Source organism: Arcobacter cryaerophilus gv. crypticus, from assembly GCF_002993025.1.
Classification (GTDB): Bacteria; Campylobacterota; Campylobacteria; order Campylobacterales; family Arcobacteraceae; genus Aliarcobacter; species Aliarcobacter cryaerophilus_B.
In genome coordinates this window covers 15059-37375 of the sequence record NZ_NXGI01000017.1, presented here as the reverse complement: position 1 = coordinate 37375, position 22317 = coordinate 15059, and the positions used below count along the sequence as shown (strand labels likewise).

31 protein-coding genes and 1 tRNA gene are annotated in these 22317 nt (G+C 26.0%); 19 read left to right on the top strand and 13 right to left on the bottom strand.

Annotation, left to right across the window (positions count from 1 at the left end):
• Nucleotides 1-183: a uracil-DNA glycosylase gene (locus tag CJ670_RS07590; RefSeq protein ID WP_066154426.1), complete on the top strand. Its 183-nt coding sequence runs from the start codon at nucleotides 1-3 to the stop codon at nucleotides 181-183.
• Nucleotide 184: 1 nt separating this feature from the next.
• Entirely contained in the window at nucleotides 185-1108 is a 924-nt protein-coding gene (locus CJ670_RS07585) for a dUTP diphosphatase (RefSeq protein WP_105910841.1), read from the top strand.
• A 27-nt stretch (nucleotides 1109-1135) separates the two neighbouring features.
• Here the strand turns inward: CJ670_RS07585 and CJ670_RS07580 are convergent, their stop codons facing one another.
• Complete coding sequence (locus CJ670_RS07580) at nucleotides 1136-1342, bottom strand: malate dehydrogenase (protein ID WP_105939512.1); 207 nt, start codon at nucleotides 1340-1342, stop codon at nucleotides 1136-1138.
• Nucleotides 1343-1479: 137 nt separating this feature from the next.
• On the opposite strand from CJ670_RS07580, the gene CJ670_RS07575 reads away from it, so the two are divergent.
• The 12 genes from CJ670_RS07575 (at nucleotide 1480) to CJ670_RS07520 (ending at nucleotide 10823) form a co-directional block, all read left to right on the top strand.
• Entirely contained in the window at nucleotides 1480-2499 is a 1020-nt protein-coding gene (locus CJ670_RS07575) for an aldo/keto reductase (protein WP_105910712.1), read from the top strand.
• Nucleotides 2500-2590: 91 nt separating this feature from the next.
• Nucleotides 2591-3013 carry a Sec-independent protein translocase protein TatB gene (gene tatB, locus CJ670_RS07570; protein ID WP_228154225.1) on the top strand — a complete coding sequence of 141 codons (423 nt, stop codon included), beginning with the start codon at nucleotides 2591-2593 and terminating at the stop codon, nucleotides 3011-3013.
• Entirely contained in the window at nucleotides 3013-3744 is a 732-nt protein-coding gene (tatC, locus tag CJ670_RS07565) for a twin-arginine translocase subunit TatC (protein WP_105939511.1), read from the top strand. The genes tatB and tatC overlap by 1 nt, the downstream gene beginning before the upstream one ends.
• A gap of 4 nt (nucleotides 3745-3748) precedes the next feature.
• Nucleotides 3749-4777, top strand: a complete 1029-nt coding sequence (gene queA / locus CJ670_RS07560) for a tRNA preQ1(34) S-adenosylmethionine ribosyltransferase-isomerase QueA (RefSeq protein ID WP_425352277.1) — start codon at nucleotides 3749-3751, stop codon at nucleotides 4775-4777.
• Nucleotides 4778-4795: 18 nt separating this feature from the next.
• The gene (locus CJ670_RS07555; RefSeq protein ID WP_105939509.1) at nucleotides 4796-5536 is read left to right on the top strand and encodes a 3'-5' exonuclease; all 741 of its coding nucleotides are present in this window, start codon (nucleotides 4796-4798) and stop codon (nucleotides 5534-5536) included.
• Nucleotides 5537-5618: 82 nt separating this feature from the next.
• Entirely contained in the window at nucleotides 5619-6374 is a 756-nt protein-coding gene (locus tag CJ670_RS07550) for a TerB family tellurite resistance protein (RefSeq protein WP_105939508.1), read from the top strand.
• Nucleotides 6374-6604, top strand: a complete 231-nt coding sequence (locus CJ670_RS07545; RefSeq protein WP_105910706.1) for a (2Fe-2S)-binding protein — start codon at nucleotides 6374-6376, stop codon at nucleotides 6602-6604. Before CJ670_RS07550 ends, CJ670_RS07545 begins: the two co-directional genes overlap by 1 nt.
• Nucleotides 6605-6607: 3 nt before the next feature.
• Complete coding sequence (locus CJ670_RS07540; RefSeq protein WP_207761784.1) at nucleotides 6608-6829, top strand: hypothetical protein; 222 nt, start codon at nucleotides 6608-6610, stop codon at nucleotides 6827-6829.
• A gap of 20 nt (nucleotides 6830-6849) precedes the next feature.
• A complete protein-coding gene (locus CJ670_RS07535) occupies nucleotides 6850-7602 on the top strand; it encodes an NAD+ synthase (RefSeq protein ID WP_105939507.1) in 753 nt (250 codons plus the stop codon).
• Nucleotides 7603-7616: 14 nt separating this feature from the next.
• The gene (locus tag CJ670_RS07530) at nucleotides 7617-8753 is read left to right on the top strand and encodes a DegT/DnrJ/EryC1/StrS family aminotransferase (RefSeq protein ID WP_105939506.1); all 1137 of its coding nucleotides are present in this window, start codon (nucleotides 7617-7619) and stop codon (nucleotides 8751-8753) included.
• A gap of 4 nt (nucleotides 8754-8757) precedes the next feature.
• Nucleotides 8758-9702 carry a tetraacyldisaccharide 4'-kinase gene (locus tag CJ670_RS07525; RefSeq protein ID WP_105939505.1) on the top strand — a complete coding sequence of 315 codons (945 nt, stop codon included), beginning with the start codon at nucleotides 8758-8760 and terminating at the stop codon, nucleotides 9700-9702.
• 53 nt (nucleotides 9703-9755) lie between these two features.
• Entirely contained in the window at nucleotides 9756-10823 is a 1068-nt protein-coding gene (locus tag CJ670_RS07520) for a DUF475 domain-containing protein (protein WP_105910702.1), read from the top strand.
• 35 nt (nucleotides 10824-10858) lie between these two features.
• Here the strand turns inward: CJ670_RS07520 and CJ670_RS07515 are convergent, their stop codons facing one another.
• The 5 genes from CJ670_RS07515 to CJ670_RS07495 all read right to left on the bottom strand — a co-directional run bounded on the left by CJ670_RS07515 (nucleotide 10859) and on the right by CJ670_RS07495 (nucleotide 14665).
• Nucleotides 10859-11239, bottom strand: coding sequence for a heat shock protein transcriptional repressor HspR (locus CJ670_RS07515; RefSeq protein ID WP_105939504.1), 381 nt, complete (start codon nucleotides 11237-11239; stop codon nucleotides 10859-10861).
• Nucleotides 11240-11247: 8 nt separating this feature from the next.
• Nucleotides 11248-12108 carry a DnaJ C-terminal domain-containing protein gene (locus CJ670_RS07510; RefSeq protein ID WP_105939503.1) on the bottom strand — a complete coding sequence of 287 codons (861 nt, stop codon included), beginning with the start codon at nucleotides 12106-12108 and terminating at the stop codon, nucleotides 11248-11250.
• A gap of 70 nt (nucleotides 12109-12178) precedes the next feature.
• The gene (locus CJ670_RS07505) at nucleotides 12179-13678 is read right to left on the bottom strand and encodes a PAS domain-containing sensor histidine kinase (RefSeq protein WP_105939502.1); all 1500 of its coding nucleotides are present in this window, start codon (nucleotides 13676-13678) and stop codon (nucleotides 12179-12181) included.
• Nucleotides 13675-14289 (bottom strand): chemotaxis protein CheC, encoded by a 615-nt coding sequence (locus CJ670_RS07500; protein WP_105939501.1) that lies wholly within the window; start codon nucleotides 14287-14289, stop codon nucleotides 13675-13677. The genes CJ670_RS07505 and CJ670_RS07500 overlap by 4 nt, the downstream gene beginning before the upstream one ends.
• Nucleotides 14290-14299: 10 nt before the next feature.
• Nucleotides 14300-14665, bottom strand: a complete 366-nt coding sequence (locus tag CJ670_RS07495) for a response regulator (protein WP_105910697.1) — start codon at nucleotides 14663-14665, stop codon at nucleotides 14300-14302.
• Nucleotides 14666-14746: 81 nt separating this feature from the next.
• Here CJ670_RS07495 and CJ670_RS07490 point away from each other — a divergent pair, with 81 nt between their 5' ends.
• Nucleotides 14747-15913, top strand: coding sequence for an FAD-dependent oxidoreductase (locus tag CJ670_RS07490; protein ID WP_105939500.1), 1167 nt, complete (start codon nucleotides 14747-14749; stop codon nucleotides 15911-15913).
• Complete coding sequence (locus CJ670_RS07485) at nucleotides 15910-16497, top strand: hypothetical protein (RefSeq protein WP_105939499.1); 588 nt, start codon at nucleotides 15910-15912, stop codon at nucleotides 16495-16497. Before CJ670_RS07490 ends, CJ670_RS07485 begins: the two co-directional genes overlap by 4 nt.
• An 11-nt stretch (nucleotides 16498-16508) precedes the next feature.
• On the opposite strand, the gene CJ670_RS07480 is transcribed toward CJ670_RS07485, so the two are convergent.
• The 3 genes from CJ670_RS07480 to CJ670_RS07470 form a co-directional block, all read right to left on the bottom strand.
• Nucleotides 16509-16592 (bottom strand) — tRNA-Leu (locus tag CJ670_RS07480).
• A gap of 133 nt (nucleotides 16593-16725) precedes the next feature.
• Nucleotides 16726-17067, bottom strand: a complete 342-nt coding sequence (locus CJ670_RS07475) for an HU family DNA-binding protein (protein WP_483414924.1) — start codon at nucleotides 17065-17067, stop codon at nucleotides 16726-16728.
• A 33-nt stretch (nucleotides 17068-17100) separates the two neighbouring features.
• On the bottom strand, nucleotides 17101-17679 hold the full coding sequence (locus tag CJ670_RS07470) for a class II aldolase and adducin N-terminal domain-containing protein (RefSeq protein ID WP_105910693.1): 579 nt from the start codon (nucleotides 17677-17679) through the stop codon (nucleotides 17101-17103).
• A 56-nt stretch (nucleotides 17680-17735) separates the two neighbouring features.
• Here CJ670_RS07470 and rsmH point away from each other — a divergent pair, with 56 nt between their 5' ends.
• Nucleotides 17736-18641: a 16S rRNA (cytosine(1402)-N(4))-methyltransferase RsmH gene (gene rsmH / locus CJ670_RS07465; protein ID WP_105939498.1), complete on the top strand. Its 906-nt coding sequence runs from the start codon at nucleotides 17736-17738 to the stop codon at nucleotides 18639-18641.
• On the top strand, nucleotides 18634-18897 hold the full coding sequence (locus CJ670_RS07460) for a hypothetical protein (RefSeq protein WP_105910691.1): 264 nt from the start codon (nucleotides 18634-18636) through the stop codon (nucleotides 18895-18897). The genes rsmH and CJ670_RS07460 overlap by 8 nt, the downstream gene beginning before the upstream one ends.
• Before the next feature lies 1 nt (nucleotide 18898).
• On the opposite strand, the gene CJ670_RS07455 is transcribed toward CJ670_RS07460, so the two are convergent.
• Nucleotides 18899-20188 (bottom strand): C40 family peptidase, encoded by a 1290-nt coding sequence (locus CJ670_RS07455; RefSeq protein WP_105939497.1) that lies wholly within the window; start codon nucleotides 20186-20188, stop codon nucleotides 18899-18901.
• A 78-nt stretch (nucleotides 20189-20266) separates the two neighbouring features.
• Between CJ670_RS07455 and CJ670_RS07450 the strand changes: the two genes are divergently transcribed.
• On the top strand, nucleotides 20267-20656 hold the full coding sequence (locus tag CJ670_RS07450) for a hypothetical protein (protein ID WP_105939496.1): 390 nt from the start codon (nucleotides 20267-20269) through the stop codon (nucleotides 20654-20656).
• Between the two features lie 30 nt (nucleotides 20657-20686).
• Here the strand turns inward: CJ670_RS07450 and CJ670_RS07445 are convergent, their stop codons facing one another.
• The 3 genes from CJ670_RS07445 to CJ670_RS07435 all read right to left on the bottom strand — a co-directional run bounded on the left by CJ670_RS07445 (nucleotide 20687) and on the right by CJ670_RS07435 (nucleotide 22264).
• Entirely contained in the window at nucleotides 20687-20965 is a 279-nt protein-coding gene (locus CJ670_RS07445; protein ID WP_105939495.1) for a c-type cytochrome, read from the bottom strand.
• 67 nt (nucleotides 20966-21032) lie between these two features.
• On the bottom strand, nucleotides 21033-21329 hold the full coding sequence (locus tag CJ670_RS07440; protein ID WP_105939494.1) for a heavy-metal-associated domain-containing protein: 297 nt from the start codon (nucleotides 21327-21329) through the stop codon (nucleotides 21033-21035).
• Nucleotides 21326-22264, bottom strand: coding sequence for a malate dehydrogenase (locus tag CJ670_RS07435; RefSeq protein ID WP_105939493.1), 939 nt, complete (start codon nucleotides 22262-22264; stop codon nucleotides 21326-21328). Before CJ670_RS07435 ends, CJ670_RS07440 begins: the two co-directional genes overlap by 4 nt.
• Nucleotides 22265-22317 lie beyond the last annotated feature (53 nt).

The window sequence follows — 22317 nt, the reverse complement described above, 5'->3', positions numbered from 1 at the left end:
ATGGAAAAAAAAATAATTTGTCAAAAATGTACAAACTATTTTGTAACTTGGGAAGCAGGAAAACCTCATGGTTGTAAGGCTTATGGATTTAAGTCAAAGGCAATTCCTAGTATTGTTGTAAAAAATAGTAGTGGAGAGAATTGTAAGCTTTTTGTTGAAAAAAAATTTGAAAATAGGAGTTAATTTGTTATATAAAGATTTTAAAGAGGCTGTAAAAGTTGTTGGATTTGCTTCGGTTGATGAGTTTGTAAAATATGCAAAGTTAGACTCAACTGATGTATTAACATGGGAATCAAAAGATGAAATCCCATATTTTGTATCTTTACTTTTACATATTCTAAAAGGTGATAAAGAGGTTTTACCATCTAGTTTGAGCTTGCAAAATATTATTGAAGAGTGTTTACCACTTGCTTCTTTACTTGAAGAGGCTTCATCTTTTCCATCAAAACTTGAAGAGATGTTTCTACTTCAAAAACAACTAAATGATAGTACAAATGGTAAAAATTGGGAATTGGGTGTAAATAAATTTAATAAAGAGATAAATTGGCTTAGATGTATTCATATGGAAGTAGCTGAACTAATTGATTCAACTCCTTGGAAACACTGGAAAAATATTAATTCAACTCCTGATATGAATAATATTCATGTTGAGCTTGTAGATATTTGGCACTTTTTAATGAGTTATATTTTACAAGAAACGAATGTGCCAAAAGCAGTTTCTTTAGTAAATACACACTGTATTTATGAAGCTGCTCAAAGTATAGATGTAAATTTGATAATCAAAGAGTCTGAAAAACTATCATATATAGCACTTGCTATTGAGACAAAAAATATGCCATCTTTTAGTGGAATAGAAAGATTTATTGAGCAGTTTTTTAGAGCTTGTAAAAGTGCTGGATTATCTTTTTCTTGGCTTCAAAAACTATATATTGGTAAAAATTGCTTAAATCAATTTAGACAAGATAATGGATACAAAGAAGGAACATATAAAAAAGTTTGGAATGGAAATGAAGATAATGTTGTGATGGTTGAATTACTAAAAACAATAGAAGATGTAAGTTTTGATGAACTTTATGAGCAATTAAAATTAAAATATAATCAAAATTAATTTATAAAAAGCAAAGCTTTTTTCCTTTTATTTAGGATTTAGTTTTGCTTTTAAGCTTTTTGGAAGATGTGCAAAAACCATAGAGCTATTTTTTACAAACTTCTCATTTTTAAAAATAGATATTTCTAAATTCATCTTTAAAGTATCAAAACTTAATAGTTTTATTGTTTCATCTTTTTGTATAAATTCAAGATTGAGCTTCTTTAAATCTACTATTTTCTTCTTTACCAACATTAAATCCTAAATATATTTTTTAAAATTCTACTAAAATAGTATTAAAATCAATCCTTTTGTTTAATTTATAAAAAGTAAAGCATATTTTTAAGAAAGAGATTTGTATAATTTATAAAATTCGCTATAAGAGGCTAAAAATGGAATATAGATATATTGGTAAAACAGGTCTTAGAGTAAGTTCAATTTGTATGGGAACTATGACTTTTGGAAGTAGTACATCAAAAGATGAAGCATTTAAGATTTTGAATAAGGCTTATGATAGAGGAATAAATTTTTTTGATACAGCAGAACTTTATCCTGTTAGTCCCAAAAAAGAGACTATAGGAAATACTGAGAAAATAGTAGGAGAGTGGCTTAAAACAAAGCCAAGAGATAGTGTAATAATGGCAACAAAAATTGCAGGTGCTGCTTCTGGTTGGTTTGTACCACCCGTAAGACATGGTTTTACAGCAATTGATAGTTTTCATATAAAAAAAGCTGTTGAAGATAGTTTAAGAAGACTTCAAACAGATTATATAGATCTTTATCAAATGCATTGGCCAGATACTATAGTACCAATAGAAGAGAGTTTAAAAGCTTTTGATTCACTTGTAAAAGAGGGAAAAGTAAGATATATAGGAACTTCAAATGATAGTGCTTATGGGCTTACAAAAGCAAATGAAATAAGTAAACATAAAGGATATGCTAGATTTGAGTCTATTCAAAATAATTTTTCACTTTTAAATCCAAGATTTCATGATGAGTTAGCAAATGTTTGTAGACTTGAAAATATATCTTTATTACCATATTCACCAATGGCAGGTGGAGTTTTAAGTGGAAAATATTGTGGTGGATTTTATCCAGAAGATTCAAGATTTGCAACATATTTAAAAGAGAGTAATAAAAGAGTTCAGGCTATGGCACATAGATTTGTAAATGAAAGAACTCTAGAAGCTACTAAAAAATATTTAGAACTTTCAAAAGAGTATGAAATAAGCCCAGTTACTTTGGCAATTTCTTATTCAAAGCATTTTGATTTTGTTGCTTCTACTATTGTTGGGGCAAGAAAAATAGAGCAACTAGATGACTCTTTTAAAGCTTTTGATTTTAAAATCTCAAGTGAGTTGTTAAAAAAAATCGAGATAATTCAAAAAGATATTTTATACCCTATGGGTTAATTTAAATATTTTAGGACACTTTTAGTAGTTTGGATTTTTGATTAAACACTATTTTTGTTCAATTTAGCTAGAATCACAACCTTATAAAAATATGGAGCGAAAAATGTTTGGAATGGGAATAACTGAAATTCTTCTAATAGCAATAGTTGCAGTTATCGCATTAGGTCCTGAAAAACTGCCAGATGCTATGGTAAAAATAGCAAAAATGTTTAACAGTGTTAAAAAAGGGATAAGCGATGCAAAAACAACTTTGGATAATGAGCTAAATATAGCAGAATTAAAAGAAGAAGCAAATAAATTTAAAGCTCAAATTGAAGATACAAAATCATCTTTAAGTATTGAAAATAAGTTTGATTTAGGTCTAGATGATATTTTAAAAAATGATTTAGAACCTTTAAAAAATGATAATGAGGTTGAAAAAATTAAAGAAAAATTTGCAAAAGCAAATGAAGATAAATCTCAAAAAAGCAAAGATGGAAAAATTTCTTTAAAAAATAGTGAGGAAGTTAAATAATGTTTGATGATTTAAAACCACATATAGCAGATCTTAGAAAGAGATTGGTTATTTCTAGTATTACTATTGTTGTTATGTTTTTTGCTTGTTTCTCTTTTTATGAACCCATTTTAGAGTGGATGATGGCTCCTGTTAAGCATGCTCTTCCTGTTGGAACTTCAATGATAGCAGTTGAAATTCAAGAGACATTTTTTACTGCTATGAAAGTTGCATTTTTTGCTGGATTTATTCTTTCTTTACCTGTAATTTTTTGGCAATTATGGTTGTTTCTAGCTCCTGGGTTATATGACCATGAGAAAAAACTTGTTATTCCTTTTGTATTTTTTGCAACTTTAATGTTTTTGATGGGAGCCTCTTTTGCTTACTATATAGTTGTTCCAATAGGATTTGATTTTTTGATTGCATTTGGTAATAGTGTTGTTAATGTATTGCCTAGTATTGGGAAATATGTTGGATTTTTCACAAAACTTATGATAGGTTTTGGTATTGCTTTTGAGTTACCAGTTATTACATTTTTTCTTGCAAAAATTGGTATTGTAAATGACCAAATGCTAAAAGATTTTTTTAGATATGCAGTTGTTTTAATCTTTATAGTTTCAGCAGTTTTAACTCCTCCAGATGTTATTAGTCAAGTTTTAATGGCAGCTCCTTTATTAATTCTTTATGGAGTATCTATTTATATAGCAAAAGTATTTAATCCAGCACAAAAAGAAGAAGAGGAAGAAGATTAATTTGATAGATGTTTTAAAAACTTCAAGTTATGATTTTAACCTTCCTGCTAGTCAAATTGCTACTTTTCCAGTAAATCCTCCTAGTAGTGCAAAAATGTTGGTTTATAATAGAGAGAAAAATGAGATTTTTCACTCTACTTTTGAGAATATTTTAGATTTTTTACCGCAAGATTTAACTATATTTTTAAATGATACAAAAGTTATAAAAGCTAGAATATTTGGTAAAAAATCTACAGGTGCTAAATTAGAACTACTTTTAAATAAACCTCTTTTTATGGATAGATATTTAGTTATGATAAAAGGAAAAGTAAAAGTTGGGACTCTAATATTTTTTGATGAAAATTTAATAGCAGAAGTTTTAGAATTAAATGAAGATGGTACAAGAGTTGTATCATTTTTTAAAGATGAAAATAGTAAAAAAAGAGTTGATTTTTTATCTTTGGTTGAGATTTTAAATAAAATAGGACATATTCCACTTCCTCCATATATGCAAAGAGAGGATAAAAAAGAAGATGAATTAAACTATCAAACACTTTTTGCAAAAAATTATGGAGCAGTTGCAGCTCCAACTGCATCTTTACATTTTACAACAAAATTGCTAGAAGAAATAGAGAAAAAATATGGTTTAAATTATCTTACGCTTCATGTGGGAGCAGGTACATTTAAGCCTGTAGATGTTGAAGATATTTTATCTCATCCAATGCACAGTGAATATTTTGAAATAGGAATTGATGCAAAAAAGAATTTAGATAATGCAAAAAAAGTATTGGCAGTTGGTACAACAGTTACAAGAACTATTGAGTATTATGTAAGAACAAATAAAATTCAAGGCGAGTGTGATCTTTTTTTAAATCCTATTAATAAACCTATAAAAGTTGATTATTTACTTACAAATTTTCATCTTCCTAAATCTACTTTGATTATGTTAGTTGCTTCATTTATTGGGCTTGAAAAAACATTAGAACTATATGACATCGCTATAAAAAATAATTATAGATTTTATTCTTATGGTGATGGAATGTTAATAATATAAAGGATACTTAAATTTACTATGGCATATTATATTTTATTTGATACTGAAACGACAGGTATTTCTCAAGAAGATAGAGTTATTCAATTTGGAGCTATGATTGTAGACCAAAAAGGTCAGGTTGAAGCTTTTGATGAACTTTGCAGTAGTGATATTCCAATAAAACTTGAAGCTATGGAAATTCACAATATTACACAAGATTTACTAGAAAATAAGCCAAAAGCAGTTGATACAAAATTTTATAAAAGGTTACAAGAATTAAATAATAGTGAAAATTTTTTGATAGCACACAATATAAATTTTGATTTAGATATGATAAAAAAAGAGGGTTTTGAAAATCAACTTCAATTAATAGATACTTTAAGATGTGCTAGACATCTTTTTTCTGAACTTCCTTATCATAGATTACAATATTTAAGATACGCTTTGGAACTTTTCAAACAAGAGGAAATTGAAGCAAAAAAATACAATATAACAATAAAAGCTCATGATGCAATAGGTGATGTATTAGTTATGAAGCTATTCTTATCAAAACTTGTAGCAAAAGTAAAAGAAAGTTTTCCAGATGTAAATCCTATGAAAAAATTGGTTGAACTAACTTCTACTCCAGTATTTGTACAAACTTTTAAATTTGGGAAATATAAAGGTGAAAATATAGAAGATATTGCTAGAAAAGATGCAAACTATCTAAACTGGATGATTAAAAATATGGAACTTGATGAAGATATGCAATATACTTTAAATATGGTTTTAAAAAATTAAATTATTAATTAAGCTTTTTATACTCTCAGTCTAAATTTGATAAAATAAAAACTCAAATTTTTAAATCAAAAGTAGGATATTAATGGAGTTAATAGTTTTAGCAGTTGTTATTGCAATTTTATTTATTATTGGAAAAAATTATAAAACTGAAGAGTTTAAAAATATAAATTTAAATCAAAAAGAGATTTTTAGAGGTGATTTATTAAATCATGAAGCTGGTCTTTTAGTTGCTTTAATGGCAAAAGTTGCAAAAGCAGATGGAAAAGTTGGAGAGCTTGAAGCTGAGATTTTAAAACATACTTTTAGTGATATTTCAAGCCATTTTCAAAATTCACAAGAAGTTCGAGAAAATCTAAAAAATTTATATAATAAAGAAAAAGATAGCTTTTCAAATCTTATTACTATTTGTGAAAGATTGTATAGTTTAACAAGATCAGATTATTCTAAAAGATTAAAATATATGGAGTATCTACTAAATCTTGCATTTATTGATGGAGATTTTTCAAAACAAGAGCAAGAGATAACTGAAGATATTGCAAAAGCTTTAAAAATAGAGCAAAAAGATTATATAAATCTTATATCAAATTTTGAGAATTTTTATAAAAATAGAGCAAATGAAAAAGCACTATCACTTGAAAGTGCTTATGAAATTTTAGAATCAAATCCAAATGATGATGATTCAACTTTAAAGAAAAACTACAGAAATTTAGTTAAAAAATATCATCCAGATATTATTACAGGGCAGGGTGCTTCTCAAAATATTATAGATGAAGCTACAACAAAACTTCAAGAGATAAATGAAGCTTACGAGATTATAAAAAAGAGTAGAGGTATATAATGGCAAGAAATTTTCCTCACTCATTTATAGTTTGTGATTGCAAACAAGTTAGTCTTGGCGAATTAATATATGCAATAAAAGAAAAAAATGCAAAAACACTTGATGATTTGGAAGATTTAACAGATGCAGGAAGTTCTTGTGGTTGTTGTAAATCTAGTGAAACTGATATTGGTGAGCAAAAAATGGAACTACATTTAGATGAAATTTTAAAAAAATTTAATAAAGAGTAAAAATTGATAGATATAAAAGAAGAGTTAATAAAAGAGATAAAAGAGCTTTTAAAAATAAATGATAGTGAAAAGATAGATATAAATCCAAACTATTTAAACTATTTTGATGAAGATGAACTAAAAGATATTGTTTTTAGATTAATTGATAAAAAAGTTGAACAGCAAAAGGGAAATTCGGCCTATTTGGATGAGATTTATCAAAAAACAAAGAAAGATGATATATAATCTTAAATTAAGGTTTAAAAATGAATAAATATGAAAAAATTAAGCAAAATTTAATAAATTTTTTAAAAGAAGAAGTTTTAAAAACTGGATTAAAAAGAGTTACTTTAGGGCTTTCAGGTGGACTTGATTCTGCTGTTGTAGCAGTTTTGTGTAAAGAAGTATTTGATGATAATTTAAACTGCGTTTTAATACCATCTCAATACTCATCTAAAGCTTCAATTGATGATGCAGTAGAGCTTTGTGAAAAGTTTAATATAAAGTATGAGATAGTAAGTATTGAACCAATGCTAAGTGCATATTTAAAAAATATGCAAGAAAATAGTCTTAGAATTGGAAATTTTAGTGCAAGATTAAGAATGTCAGTTTTATATGATATTAGTGCAAGAGAAAATTCTTTAGTAGTTGGAACTTCAAATAAAAGTGAATTATTGCTTGGATATGGAACAATTTTTGGAGATTTAGCTTGTGCAATAAATCCTATTGGAAATATATATAAAAGTGATTTGTTTGAATTTGCAAAATATTTAGGTGTGAATGAAAATATAGTTAAAAAAGCACCTAGTGCTGATTTTTATGAAGGTCAAAGTGATGAGGCTGATTTGGGATATAGTTATGCTAAAATTGACTCTTTATTAAAAAAGATGATAGATGAGAATAGAAGCAATGATGAGCTTTTGGCTTTTGGATTTGAAGCTTTGTTTATAGAGAATATCAAAAGAAGAGTTCAAGTAAATGAGTTTAAAAGAAGATTGCCAATTATTGCTAAAATATAGAAATAGAGGTAAAGATGAGAAATATTGCAATATATAAAGCAACTTTAGATAATGAGGAGATTGATCAATTAAAATCAGTTCTTCAAGCTAAAGATGATTTATCAAAAGTTTTAGAGTTTGAAGAGAAGATGGTTAAATATATTGGAGCAAAGTATGCTATTGCAACAGCAACTTCAACAGCCGCTCTTCATTTGGCACTTAGCTCTATGAGATTAAAAAGAGGTGATAAGGTTTTAATGTCTGTAAACTCTTTTGTAAACTTGCCAGAAACTGTAAGACATTTTGATGCAGAGCCTATATTTGTTGATATAAATTTAGAAGATATGAATTTAGATATTGAAAAATTTGAAGAGGCAATTATTGCAAATAAATCAAAAAAATTAAGAGCAGCGATTATCACTTTTATTGGTGGACTTGCTCCAAATTTGGACAAAATTTATGAGATTGCAAAAAAGCACAATATTTTAATAATAGAAGATTGTAGAGCTGCATTAGGAACTACATACAAGGGTAAAAAAGTTGGAAATTTAAGTGCTGATATGACAATTTTTTCTACAAATCCATCACCATCAAAATATGCGATTAGTCGTTCAGGAGTTTTAGTTACAAACAATGAAGAGTTGGCTAGTAGAGCAAAACTTTTAAGAACTCATGCAATTACAACAGCATATGATAGTTATGGAAACTTAGATTATATCTATGATGTTGATGATATTGGGCATAAATTTGACATTTCTGAACTTGATGCTGCTTATGCAATAGCACAGTTAAATAAAACAGATGGTTTTATAAAAAGAAGAAAAGAGATAGCAAAAATTTATGAAGAGAGATTAAAAGATATTAAACATATCACTATTTTACCTCATAAAAATGAGCATATTTACACTCAATATATCATAAAAATATCAAGAAATAGAGATGCTTTTGCAAGGGCTTTAAAAGAAAAAGGCGTTTCAACGGCATTAAACTATATTCCGCTTCATCTTTTGACTTATTACAAAAATAAATATTTTATAAAAATAACAGCATTTCCAAATGCTTTAAATAACTATCAGCAAATTTTATCTTTACCAATATATGCAGGTCTTACAAATGAAGAGGTGAATTATGTTTGTGATCAAGTTGTACAAATTGCACTAGAGTGGATTTAAAATTTTGAAGCAAAAAATAATTTTCTGGATTGAAGATTATCTATTTTTTCCAAATTTTTCACAAAAAATATTATCTTATTTACTTTTACCACTTAGTTTTTTATACATTTTTATTATTTTTATAAAAAGAGTTACTTCTTCAAAAATTGATTTTGGTATTCCTATAATATCTATTGGAAACCTAACTATTGGGGGAAGTGGAAAAACTCCAATTACTATTGAATTAGCTAAAAATTTTAATGATGTTTGCGTTATTTTAAGAGGTTATGGAAGAGTTTCAAAAGGACTTTTTGTAGTTAGTTTAAATGGTGAAATAAAAGTAGATGTAAGCACAAGTGGTGACGAAGCTATGCTTTTAGCTACATCTTTAAAAAATGCTACTGTAATAGTTAGTGAAGATAGAGTTTTGGGTATAAATAAAGCAAAAGAGTTAGGTTGTAAAGTTATTTTTTTAGATGATGGCTTTTCAAAATATAATATAAAAAAATTTGATATTTTATTAAAACCAAAAGATGAACCAACGAATAATTTTTGTATTCCAAGCGGAGCATATAGAGAGCCAAAGAGTTTTTATAAAAAAGCAAATCTAGTTTTAAAAGAAGGTATTGATTTTAAAAGAGTTGTAGAGATAAAAAAAGATGGTCAAAAATCAGAACTTCCTGAAAAAACTATTCTTTTAACTGCAATTTCAAAACCAAAAAGGCTTTTGGAATTTTTACCAAAAAACATAGAGACTATATTTTTTGAAGATCACCATACTTTTACAAAAGATGAGATAGATACTATTTTAGAAAAACATAGAGATTTTGCAATAGTTACTACACAAAAAGATTTTGTAAAACTTAAGAACTTTTATTTAAAAGATATTTATATTATGGATTTAAAAATAGAACTATGCGAAAAATTGGATTTTAAAGAATTAAATGACTACTTAAAAATAAATAGCTAATATTTATTAAATTTTGATATAATCGCCAAAAATTTATAAATCAAGGGATTATATTGAAACAAAAACCTATCATATCTTATTTCTATGGCTTTTTTGCTGTTTGGTTTGTAGCTTCAGTTTTACTATTTTTGTATGGTGGCTTTTTTGCACTTTATCAAGGTACTATTTTATCTGTTTTGGAGCTTAGTTTATCTTTTGATAATGCTGTTGTAAATGCTACTATTTTGGCAACAATGGCTCTTGTATGGAGAAGAAGATTTCTTCTTTGGGGAATGATAATAGCTGTATTTGGTGTTAGATTTGTATTTCCCATTTTAATAGTTTATTTTTCAACATCTATGGGTTTTCTTGACTCTTTTAATTTAGCTGTAAATAATCCAGATGAGTATGAGAAAATTATTCAAAATTCTCATCATGTAATTATGTCATTTGGTGGGATGTTCCTATTAATGCTATTTTTAAAATTTATTTTTGATGAAAACAAAGATACACACTGGGTAAAATATATTGAGAATTTTGCTACAAAACTATCAAAAGTAGGTGATATTAAAGCGCTTTTTATTATGTTTTTAATTTTAGGTATTACTTATATTGCACCAAATGAAGTTGTTATGGGCGATAATTTAGTAAAAGTTGATAAGCTTGAAATTATAGTTCCTATGGTTATTGGTGTTATTGCTTTTTATCTTTTAGAACTTTTAAAAGGTATTATGGAGCTTAAAACTGATTCAAATTCTGATTTAAAAGTTACAGAACTAAGTGGAGGTTTTATCTCTTTTATGTATCTTGAAGTAATTGATATGAGTTTCTCTTTAGATGGAGTTTTAGGAGCATTTGCAATTACTCAAAATATTGTAATAATCATGTTAGGTCTTGGTATTGGAGCTATGGCGGTAAGAAGTCTTACAATTTTTATGGTTGAAAGAGAGGTTGTTTCAAAATATATATATCTTGAACATGGTGCTATGTGGTCTATTGGACTTTTATCTTTATCTATGTTGATTCAGATTTTTTATCATTTACCACCTATGTTGATTACTACTTTTGCAATAGTACCTATTGGTTTGGCATTTATTCACTCTATTTATAAAAATAAAGAGTTTATAATAGATCCAAAATAGTAAATTTTTTGGGATAATCTCCCAAAAAATTTCAATTAATTCTTAATAATAACCATCTCAAAAGAGCTTTTTTGTATTACCAATGCTTTTTTATCTGGAACAACAGATAGATTATCTACTTTTTGGGTCTTGTTTTTGTAAGTTGAAATTATAGTTTCAAGTTCTTCAATCTTATCATTTAACTTTAAAATAATATCAACACCAGCTAAATTTACACCTATCTCTTTTGTGAGAGTTAAAACATACTTTATGTGGTTAATGTCTTTTTGTGAATATAGTCTTATTTTACCATTTGTTCTAGATGGTTTTATTAAACCTTCTCTTTCATATTGTCTTAAAGTTTGTGGATGAACTCCTAAAATATCAGCAACTACTGATATTAAGTAAACTGGTTCAATATAGCTATTTTTTTCCATAAAAACTCCTATTGATTATCTTTTAGTTCTTCTTCAAGTAGTTTACAAAGCTCAGGACTAAGCTCTTCTATTTTTGGTAAAATGATATTTGCTTTAAGATATAAATCACCTCTTACTTTTGTTTTTTTATTTAAAACACCAAGCTCTTTTACTCTAAATTTTTGATTTTGTTTTGTATTTTGTGGAACTTTTAGTGTTATATCTTTGTGAATAGTTTTAATATTAACTTTACCACCAAATAAAGCTGTTTTTAAAGGTAAATCAAAATATTTTATTAGATTATCAAAGTCTCTTTCATATTCATTGCTAGGAGAGATATTTATTTTTAAAATCAAATCTCCTCTTTGCCCTTGATATGATTTTCCTTTTCCTTTTGCTCTTATTCTTTGACCATCTTCAATTCCTTCTGGAATTTTTATATCAAATGAATCATTATTTAAAGATATATTTTGTTTACCACCTAAAACTGCAACGTCAAAAGGTATAGTAACTTGTGCATTTGTATCTAAATCAGGAGTATCAAATCCAAATCCACCACCAAAATTACTTCTTCCAAATCCAGCTGCACCACCACCAAACATCTGTCTTAAAATCTCATCTAAATCAACTCCACCACCTTGATTTTTAGCAAAATCACTGAAATTTTGTCCACCAAACATAGAGTCTCCATGTTGGTCATATTGTTGTTTTTTTTGTGGATCACTTAAAACCTCATAAGCTGCATTTATTTCTTTAAATTTATCTTCAGCTTTTGGATCTTTGTTTACATCTGGATGATATTTTCTTGCTAGTTTTCTGTAAGCTTTTTTTATCTCATCAGCTGATGCATTTTCACTTACTTCTAATGTTTCATATAAACTTTTTGCCATTTTTTAAATCCTATGTTATTAAAAATTTTAAATTATAGGATAAAATTATATCACAAACCTTGAGTCAAAGTCAATCAAGTTTAATTGGAATTGTTATTTTAAACTCAGCCCCTTCATACTCTTTTTGATTGTGTAAAAATTTCTTATTTTGAATACTTATTTCTCCACCCATACTAGAATTTATAATCTTTCTAGTCATATAAAGACCAAGACCTGTACCTTGATATTTATGTTTTGTAGTAAAATATGGCTCAAATATTTTATTTAAAATATCTTTATCTACTCCTAACGCATTGTCTAAAACTAATATTTCTATAAAATTGTCAATCTTTTTTGTTTTTATTTTTATTAAACCAAATTCATTATCTTTTAGATTTAAAACTATTGCATCTTTTGCATTATTTAAAATATTTATAAATGCTTGAGAAAACTCATTTGGAAGGCTATTTAATAAAAGACCTTCTTCTAACTCTAAAACAATATCGATATTGAAATTTTTAAAAAAACTATCTATCAAAGAGATACTATTTTTAATATTATCATTAACATTAAAAATAGTTTTTTCCTTATCTATTTTTAGAAAATCGTTAAATGTGTCTATAGTATCAGATAGATGATTTGTTGTCTTTAATATAAGAGATAATGACTCACTTAATGTAGAATTATTTAGCTCTCCCATATCATTTTTTAATTTAAGATTAGAAGATGACATAGAGATTATGTTTAAAGGCTGTCTCCATTGATGAGCAATATTTCCTAACATTTCACCCATTGCAGCTAGTTTTGTCTGTTCTGCCATAAGATTATCTTTTCTTTTTAAATCCTCGATATTTGCTATAGTTACGATTTTGAATATTTGGTTGTTTAAGCTAGTATCTTTGATATTTATAATAGCACTAAATTCACTACCATCATCTCTTCTTAAGTTAGTTTCAAAAGGTTCTTTTTCATTAAAAATATCACTATTCTTATTATTTATTAAATCAGTAAAACTTTTATTTATTAACTCATATTTCATCTGTTTATTAAATAATTCAATGGCAATTTTATTACAATCAACAACACTATTATCTTTAAAAATAATTATAGCTTCCATTGTAGTATCTAAAATAAGCCTTAATTCTTCATTTTTTTCACTTAAATTTTTCTTTGCAATCTCTAGTTTATAGTTTGTTTCGCTTAAAAAAGTTATATCGTATATATATAAAATAACTAAGCTTTCTTCTAAATCTAGTGGAGTTATAGTAATGCTTTGTTGCATTTGATTAAATACTCTATCAGATATATTATTTATCTCTATATTAATTAAAAAATTATCTGTTTGGGGAGTATAAAATGTTGGAGAATTTAGCTTTAAAGCAGTTGTTATTTTTCTTTTTAATTTTTTTTCATCAATATTTGAATAAAAATTTAAAATATTTTTATCAATAATACTACTTGCCTCTATACCTGTCCTAGTTTCCAACCATCTGTTCCAGAAAAGTATTGTTAAATCTTTGTTTAATACAATAATTCCATTATCTACGGTATTACAAATAATATCAAATTTATTTTTTGTTGGATTACTCATAGTTCATCCAATATTTTATTTAATTTCTCTTTTATAAATAAAATTGAGTTATCTGTTGTTAAAATAAAGAGTTCACCATGGATATTTAAGTCATCAAACTCTAATTTAGTAGAAATTATAATGACTTTTTCGTAGTTGCTTATAAATATATTGTTTAATTGATTGATTGAATTTATAGTTTTTATTGTTGGAGCAGAAAAAGATACACTGGTTCCCATATTTTCTGCTAATTTACTGATAGTTGAAGATGATAAAATATTTGTAATTTCTAAAGTTATATCACTAATATCTTCATTTGAAATTTCATCATCACTAAAACTAAATTTAATAGACATATTTGTAGCAGATTTTTTATCTATGATAAACATATTTTCACCATTTAAAGGACCATTTATTTGTTGTGATGCTATAAAGTGTTCATCTTTAAAGTTTAATTCTTTTGCTAAATAATCTTTTAAATCTACAGCATTTATTATTCTAATAGTTGGAATACTAAGTTTTGCAAAAGCATCAAATATCTCAGTAATTGCAGCAGTTGCACTTCCATAGGCTACATTCATAAGCTCTTGAAGACAATCTTTTTCATCTTCTGTTAGTTTTATATTGCTCATTTTTTACCTTTTAAGAGTTTATATTATTTAAAATTTGTTGCATTTTTTTTAAATCAATTGGCTTTTTTACAAAATTCAGTGCCCCAAGTTCTCTAACTTTGTCCATAGCTTGTTTTTGAATATCAGCAGATATTACAACTACTTTTGCATTTTCATTAAACTCTTTTATCTTTTTTAAAGCTTCAAATCCATCCATTACAGGCATTGTTAAATCCATAAAAACTATATCAGGATTGTGTTCTTTATACAAATCAAGACTCTCTTGACCATTTTGTGCTTCTAAAACTTCATAATTTTTATCATCTAATGCATCTTGAAGTGTTTTTATTACCATTTTTCTAGCCATTTTAGAATCATCTGTTACTAAAATTTTCATAAACTACCTTTTAAAAATAATTATGTATTTTATCTACTTAAATTTAAAATATACTTTGATTTTTTTTGATATACTATTTTTATGAAAAAGTATGATTATATAATTATTGGAAGTGGTATAGTTGGATGTTCTTTAGCTTATTTTTTAAAAAAATATTCTAATAATATTTTACTTATAGATAAAAATAGTGATGTTTGTTTGGGTGCTAGTGGTGCTGCTGGGGCTTTTTTATCACCACTTTTAGGTATTGATAATAATTTTAAAGATTTAGTAACAAATGCTTTAAAATTTTCAACAAAATTTTATGAAGAAAACTTCTCAAAAAGTTTTGTAAAATCTGGAACAATAAGAATTCCAAAAAATAAAGTAGATGAAGATAAATTTAATAATTATATACCTTATATGGATTTTCCTTTTGAAAAAAGAGAAAATGGATATTATTTTGAAATAGGAAGTACTGTTAAACCTGAAATTTTATGTAAAGAGCTTAGTTTTGGTATTGAAAAACTATTTAATTATGATGTTAAAACAATAAATCAAAGCGAAAACTATTGGATTTTAAATGATGAGATTAAAGCCAATAAACTATTTTTATGTACAGGTGCAAATATTTCGTTAATTGATGAGAATTATTTTAAACTAAGAGCAGTTTGGGGTCAAAAAATAGATATTTTAAGTAGTACGAAAGTGTTGTATAACTATCACAAAGAGTGCTCAATATCTAAAAGTGTAGAAGAAAATAAAAAGTTTAAAATTTCAATTGGTGCGACACATAATAGATTTGAGAATGATATGAGTAATAGTTCTTATGATTTAAATTTAAAAGATATAAATTTTATATCTCATAATGAAAAAACTTTAAAAATAATGCAAAATGATACAAAAAAGCTTTTAGAAAAAGCAAATGATATTTTAAACCTTGAAAATATAGAAGTTATAGATATAAAAATAGGAGCTAGAGCTTCAAGTATTGATTATTTTCCAATGCTTGGAAATTTGATTGATAGTAAAAATAGTTTTAAATCTTATCCACATATTAAAAATGGAGCTTTTATAAAAGATGAACAGTTAGTTTTGTATGAAAATTTATATACTTTAAATGGTGTTGGTGGAAGAGGTTTTGTTTTAGCTCCATATTTAGCTAATATTTTGTGTGAATTTGTAGTAAATAATACAGAAATGCCTAAAAATATTTTAAATTATAGATTATTTAAAAGATGGGCAAAGAAAGAGGGGAAAAGTTTATGAAAAATATTTTCAAAGTAGTTTTGTTGTTTGTTGTTGGATTTGGATTTTTAATATATTTTACAATTCCTTCTAGTATAAAAGAGAATAAAAGCGAAAAAGAGTTAGATTTTAAATATCTACCTAGCTTTTTTGATGTAGTAAATTCAAATAACTATACAAAAAAAGATGATTTTTTTAAAAAATTTCCATTATATTTGGTAGTTTTAAATCATGATACTTTGGCAGTTTTTAGTCAGTTATATAAAAAAAATATAAATGAAAATATAGTTTTAGTTGCAAATATATCTAATACACCTTGGCTTATTAAACAAATAGCAGTAAATGGTGAACTTGAAAAGATGTTTAAAGATTCAAAAATTCATTTGATAAATGATTCAAGTGGTAGTTTTTCCAATAGTTTAGATTTAAAGAATAATTCACAAAATGAATATTTTGTATATAAAGTTTTTGAAGATGGAAAAATAACTAAGCTTTTTCAAAATAGCGTAAAAAAAGGTGCATTACAAAATGGAATAAGTGAAGATGATATACAAAGAGATTTGGAAAATTTTATAAAAGAATTTAATAAATATAATACAAATTAAATTAAACTAAATGGTAGCCCTAGCCAGAGTCGAACTGGCACTCCAATGGAACACGATTTTGAATCGTACGCGTCTACCAATTCCGCCATAGAGCCATATAGTTTTTATTATTAATTTTATATTTAAAGTAAATTATAGGTAATTAAATCACAAAATATTAAAATATACAAAAAAGAAAAGAGAGTTTATTTTAAATAAAAATAAACTCTCTTTTATAAGTTTTAAAACTTATTTAGCAACAGCCTCTTTTAAAGCTTTTCCAACTTTAAATTTAGCAACTGTTGTAGCAGCAACATTTACAGTTTTGTCAGTTCCTGGAACTCTAGCTTCTCTAGCTGCTCTAGGAGCTGTTGAGAATGTACCAAACCCAATAAAGCTTACAGTATCTTTTTTAACTAAAGCTTCTGTAATAGTATCTAATACTGCATCAACAGCACCTTTTGCATCTTTTTTAGATAAACCAGCTTTTGCAGCAACTGCATCAATAAATTCCGCTTTGTTCATAATAACTCCTCGTATAAAATAAATTGCGAAAACTTTATTATAGTTAAACTTTAAGTTACCTAAAATTTCTACTATTTTGTATTAAATTTTGTAAAAAAATCATCTAAAGGTGCTTTTTATGCTTAAAAGTCTACAAGAGTTCTCTAAAATTGCTATTTTTTTTACAAGTTCATGAATATCTCTATCGTAAATATAAGTACCAATTCCTTTTATTACAAGCAAGTTATGTTCAGTATTTTTTATAGATTTTGTAATTTCTAAAGCACTTCTTTCTTTCCAAGTTGATAAATCACCTGGATTATATATTGGAACTTCTCCAAAAAGTATTTTTCCAAAATAATCTTCAAAAATTATATTATCATGTCCTAAAGTATAAGCTGTCGTATAAATTGGCATACCAAATGCTATATATTTTGCTTCATGGATATTTGTATAAATAGCTGAATGAGTATATGCATCTAAACTAGCAATATTCCATCTATAGTCAGGTTTATTCATATTTAAAGTACAAAAAGATTTATCATCTAGATTATCAAAAACAGCATCTTTTGAATTAATCATAAAGTGTTCATGGTCTAGTTTGGCTGATATTGCACCTTGAAAAATTCCAAAAAAGTTTTTTGTAAACATTGATAGTGATAGTTCTGATAATAGTTTTACTGTATCTTGATTCAACATTTTAAGCCTTAAATATATTTTCGCTATTATATAGGAATTTTAATAAAAGGTTAAATTTGGAAGATATACCACACATTCCTGTTTTATATAATGAAGTTTTAGATTGTTTTAAAGAGATAAAAATAGGGTATATAATTGATTGTACTACTGGATATGCTGGACATAGTAGTGGATTATTAAATCAAAATAGTAGTGTAAAACTAATTTGTAATGATCAAGATGATGAAGCACTAAAATTTAGTAAAAATAGATTAAAAGATTTTGAAAAGAGAGTTGAATTTAATAAAGGAAATTTTGAAAATGTTATTAAAAAATTTGAAGATTATCCAATAAGAGGTATTTTGGCAGATATTGGAGTATCTTCTTTGCAGCTAGATAAACTAGATAGAGGTTTTAGTTTTAATTCGCAAAATCTTGATATGAGAATGAATCAAAATCAAAGTTTAGATGCTTCAACTGTTATAAATTCGTACTCTCAAGTAGAACTTGAAAATATTTTCAAAGAGTATGGTGAAGTTAGAGAATACAAAAAAGTTGCATCTTTGATTGTTCAAAATAGACCATTTTATAGTGCAAAAGAGCTTGCAGAATTTTTTTATAATAAACTTCCAAAAGGTAAAATTCATCCAGCTACTTTGATTTTTCAAGCAATTAGAATTGAAGTGAATGATGAGTTAGGTGTTTTAGATAGATTATTTAAATCTATGGAAGAAGCAAAACTAAAAGATTGTATTGTGGCAATAATTTCTTTTCACTCTTTAGAAGACAGAGTTGTAAAAAATTATTTCAAGAAGTGGAGTGAAAATTGTATTTGTCCTAAAGATGCATTTAGATGTGAATGTGGAAAAAACCACTCTTTAGGTAAAATTATTACAAAAAAGCCTATAATTGCAACTAATTTTGAGATAAAACAAAATCCAAGAAGCAGAAGTGCAAAGTTAAGGGTATTTAGATTTGTTTAAATTAAACCAAAAAAATTCATTAAGATTTGTTATTATTATGCTATTCTTAGCACTTTCTATGTATATACCAAAAATTTTTGTTAGTAATAATATTTATTATACAAGCAAAGATATAAATAGACTTTATTCTCATTATATATCTCTAAACGAAGAAAATACATTTTTAAGTAAACAATTAGAGGATATGAAGTTTAAAAATCAAGTTTTAGATTCTCTTTTATTTAATCCTCTAATTAGGCTTGAAGAAAATAAGTAACTTATAAAATAGTTATTCCTAGAACTTTTTTTAGAATATTACTATCTTGAGTAAAACCTTCTTGTTCTTTTGCTGGCTCTAGAGTTGTAATAGCTGTTTTACCTATTATATATCTAAATTCTTTATCATCTTTGTTTTTTAATTTTACACTCCAAACATTATGAACAACCAAAGGTTCGTTGTTTTCAATACCTATATACAACATTATATGCCCTTTTAAATATACTAAAGTAGAAAAAGGAATAGCATTTTTTCTTATAAACTCTTTTTTCTCATCAAGATTTAGTTGTGAGATATCATAATATTTTCCATTTGTTGTTTGTGCTTTTGAGTTTCTATGAAGATATTTTCCAAATACACTAAAATAGTCTTGAGTAAAACTAGAACAATCTCTATTGTTTAAAAGTCCTCCCCAACCGTAAGGCTCATTTATAAATTCTTTTAAAACTTTTGCACGGTTTTCATAAGTATAAGCCAAAGGCATTTTCTCAACGAACTCATCTTCTATTTTAATATATGATATTTTTGCATTTAGATTGTCATCTTTTTTTGCAACTATAAAATTATTTTCTTTTTTTGGAAAAATTGTACCAACTTTTACATACTCTCTAAAAATAGGGTCATAAATTGCAAATTTTTCTTTAGTTGCTATAAAATAATCATTTGTAGTAAAATCTTGTATGAAATTATCATCTACAAAAGCAATACTATTTATCTCTACCCAACCACCAACAAAGTTTGATTCAACAAATGCCCAAGCTCTATCTTTTGAAAAATGAGAAACTATTAAAGGTGTGTTTATTTTTAATAGTGAATTTTGGTTGTAATCAAATGGAAAACCCTCTCCTGGTAGGCTAGGATTATAAAACATTGGTGAGTTTGTTGGCAATACTCTTACATTTGTGTTTTTTAGTGTAATTGCTTTTTTAATATCTTTATTGTAGTTTTCAAAATTTGCATTTTCTATTTTCTTATCAAACCACTCTTTTGTTGCTTGATTATGGTTTTCTAAATATACTTTTTTATTTTTATATGAAAAACCCCATTTTGCTTCAACTTCACTATAAGATAATTTTGATTGTTTCCAAGGTCTAAAATATTTAGAAAAATATTCATCTGCTTGTTCTTCTTGATTTAAGAATTTATCATTTGCTTGTTTTGATAGTTCTACAATTGTATCTTGTTTTACTTCTAAAATTGTTGGCTTTTCTACAACTACTTTTTGACTACAAGCTGTAAGTAAAAAAGATATCGCTAAAATAGTAGTAAAATATTTAAAAGTTTTTAACATAATTATCCCTTGAAATTTTTAAGGATTGTATCATTTTATAATTGAAATTCGTTTCAATTCGATTTTAGGAAAAAATAAATGCTTAAATTATCTATAAATAAGGTTCTATTTGAAGATATTATATTAAAAAATATAACAATCATTGAAAAAGAAGCTACTAAATATTGGAAAAAAGAGTTTTTAGAGCCAAAAATTATTGAAGACAATATATTATATGATATAAAATGTATTGAAAAAATAGTTTTTGTTAATACATTTGGTGAAGATAAACCACAAATAATAGTAGAGTGCCAAAAAATAGAGTATTTAGAAGATAAAAATATATTTAAAATTTATATTGGTAAAATTTTAGAGCAAAAAAATATAAATAATTTCAAAGATGAAAAAGATATTTTGATAAACGAACTTATGAATGAGAAAAATGAGCTTATAAAAATGTTAGAAAATATAAAAAAGAGTATAAAGTAGCTAAATATTTTAGCTACTTTATTAAAATAATTACTTAACTATTAAATCAGCAATTTCTTTCATAGTTGCTTCAGTCATATCTTTAACTTGACCAACCATTAGAGCTTTTTGAGGACCACCATAAGTTCCATCTTGATAACCTTTTAAAGATGCTACAAAATCTTCTTTTGTCATATCTTTAATAATTTTAGATTTTCCTAAAGCTACTTTTTCACCATTTGCACCATGACATGCTACACATTTTGCATAAGGATTTGCGAATGCAAAACTTGCTGCTAATATTGTTGTTGCTAAAACTATTTTTTTCATTTAATTTCCCTTTTAAATAAGATGAGATGATTATATGAAATATAAGATTAAAATATATTGATTTTAATCAATTTTTTTTATTTAAAGCAACATCAATTTTACCAATAGCACAAGAGACAAAACTCTTTGCAGTTGTAGTTGCTTTTTCAAAACCACTTAATTCATCATTCGTTAGTGGATACCCCAAACTTCTTAATTTAAGTTTTAACTCTTCAATTTTATTATCTTCAATATCTAATGTTATTTTTCTAGGATTTACAGATAAATCAACTTCAATGTTACCAAACTCATCTTTTAAAGATTTTGTTAAAGTATTTGCACAACCACTACATTTTACATTATGCACTTCAAATGTTTGTTTCATTTACTATCCTTTAAAATATTAATACTACTTAGAACAGTTTGAGCAGATATATTTAATTCTTCTTTTTCATCATCACTCAAATCAAGCTCTATAATATCTTCAATACCATTTTTACCTATTATAGTTGGTACTCCAAGAGTAATATTATTATAACCATATTCATCAAAAAGGACAACAGATGTTGAAAAAATCTCTTTAGTATCTTTTATTATAGCCCTACAAATAAGAAAACAAGAGTAAGCTGGTGCAAAATATGCAGAACCTGTTTTTAATAAATCAACAATTCTAGCTCCACCATTTTTAGTATTTTGTAAAATATGTTCAATATCTTCAGGTTTTAAAATATCAACTACTTTTTTACCATCAATTTTTGCATGATTTATTAAAGGAACCATTGTATTTGAATGAGCTCCTATAACCATAGCTTCTATATTGTTGTAATCAAAATCTATTTTTTCTTCTATATAGTGTTTAAATCTTGCACTATCTAAAACACCAGCCATTCCAAAAACTCTATTTCTAGGTAATTTTGATTTATTCAGTGCTACATAGACCATAGCATCTAAAGGATTTGAAACTATAATAAAAATAGCATTTTTATTGTTTTCTAATACTTCATCAAAAATTGATTCTAATATTTTTTGATTAGTAAATATCAGATCTTCTCTACTCATATTTGGTTTTCTTGCAATTCCAGCTGTTATTACAACAATATCACAGTTTTTGAAATCACTATTATTTATACAAGCTTTAACTTTTGTAGTGCTATTTTTTGATTTTGCTGCTTGAGATATATCTAAAGCCATAGCTTGTGTAAATTCTTCTCTAATGTCTTTTAGTAAAATAGATTTACAAATATCACTTGTAGCTAAGCAAAAAGCTAAGTTTGAGCCAACATTTCCAACTCCAATAATTCCAACAGTTTTTTTATTCACATTAAGCCTTTTTAAATTTGAAGAGTAAATTAAGAGTTTTCTTAAGAAAGATT

Excerpts from the sequence above, each read along its gene's own strand:
- CJ670_RS07440 (WP_105939494.1), bottom strand. The coding sequence starts at position 21,329 with ATGAAACAAACATTTGAAGTGCATAATGTAAAATGTAGTGGTTGTGCA.
- CJ670_RS07580 (WP_105939512.1), bottom strand. The coding sequence starts at position 1,342 with ATGTTGGTAAAGAAGAAAATAGTAGATTTAAAGAAGCTCAATCTTGAA.
- CJ670_RS07545 (WP_105910706.1), top strand. The coding sequence starts at position 6,374 with ATGGCAAGAAATTTTCCTCACTCATTTATAGTTTGTGATTGCAAACAA.
- CJ670_RS07550 (WP_105939508.1), top strand. The coding sequence starts at position 5,619 with ATGGAGTTAATAGTTTTAGCAGTTGTTATTGCAATTTTATTTATTATT.
- CJ670_RS07505 (WP_105939502.1), bottom strand. The coding sequence starts at position 13,678 with ATGAGTAATCCAACAAAAAATAAATTTGATATTATTTGTAATACCGTA.
- tatB (WP_228154225.1), top strand. The coding sequence starts at position 2,591 with ATGGAGCGAAAAATGTTTGGAATGGGAATAACTGAAATTCTTCTAATA.
- CJ670_RS07515 (WP_105939504.1), bottom strand. The coding sequence starts at position 11,239 with ATGGAAAAAAATAGCTATATTGAACCAGTTTACTTAATATCAGTAGTT.
- tatC (WP_105939511.1), top strand. The coding sequence starts at position 3,013 with ATGTTTGATGATTTAAAACCACATATAGCAGATCTTAGAAAGAGATTG.
- CJ670_RS07445 (WP_105939495.1), bottom strand. The coding sequence starts at position 20,965 with ATGAAAAAAATAGTTTTAGCAACAACAATATTAGCAGCAAGTTTTGCA.
- CJ670_RS07455 (WP_105939497.1), bottom strand. The coding sequence starts at position 20,188 with ATGTTAAAAACTTTTAAATATTTTACTACTATTTTAGCGATATCTTTT.
- CJ670_RS07450 (WP_105939496.1), top strand. The coding sequence starts at position 20,267 with ATGCTTAAATTATCTATAAATAAGGTTCTATTTGAAGATATTATATTA.
- CJ670_RS07495 (WP_105910697.1), bottom strand. The coding sequence starts at position 14,665 with ATGAAAATTTTAGTAACAGATGATTCTAAAATGGCTAGAAAAATGGTA.
- CJ670_RS07575 (WP_105910712.1), top strand. The coding sequence starts at position 1,480 with ATGGAATATAGATATATTGGTAAAACAGGTCTTAGAGTAAGTTCAATT.
- CJ670_RS07535 (WP_105939507.1), top strand. The coding sequence starts at position 6,850 with ATGAATAAATATGAAAAAATTAAGCAAAATTTAATAAATTTTTTAAAA.
- CJ670_RS07530 (WP_105939506.1), top strand. The coding sequence starts at position 7,617 with ATGAGAAATATTGCAATATATAAAGCAACTTTAGATAATGAGGAGATT.
- CJ670_RS07555 (WP_105939509.1), top strand. The coding sequence starts at position 4,796 with ATGGCATATTATATTTTATTTGATACTGAAACGACAGGTATTTCTCAA.
- CJ670_RS07500 (WP_105939501.1), bottom strand. The coding sequence starts at position 14,289 with ATGAGCAATATAAAACTAACAGAAGATGAAAAAGATTGTCTTCAAGAG.
- CJ670_RS07490 (WP_105939500.1), top strand. The coding sequence starts at position 14,747 with ATGAAAAAGTATGATTATATAATTATTGGAAGTGGTATAGTTGGATGT.
- CJ670_RS07470 (WP_105910693.1), bottom strand. The coding sequence starts at position 17,679 with ATGTTGAATCAAGATACAGTAAAACTATTATCAGAACTATCACTATCA.
- CJ670_RS07590 (WP_066154426.1), top strand. The coding sequence starts at position 1 with ATGGAAAAAAAAATAATTTGTCAAAAATGTACAAACTATTTTGTAACT.
- CJ670_RS07485 (WP_105939499.1), top strand. The coding sequence starts at position 15,910 with ATGAAAAATATTTTCAAAGTAGTTTTGTTGTTTGTTGTTGGATTTGGA.
- CJ670_RS07510 (WP_105939503.1), bottom strand. The coding sequence starts at position 12,108 with ATGGCAAAAAGTTTATATGAAACATTAGAAGTAAGTGAAAATGCATCA.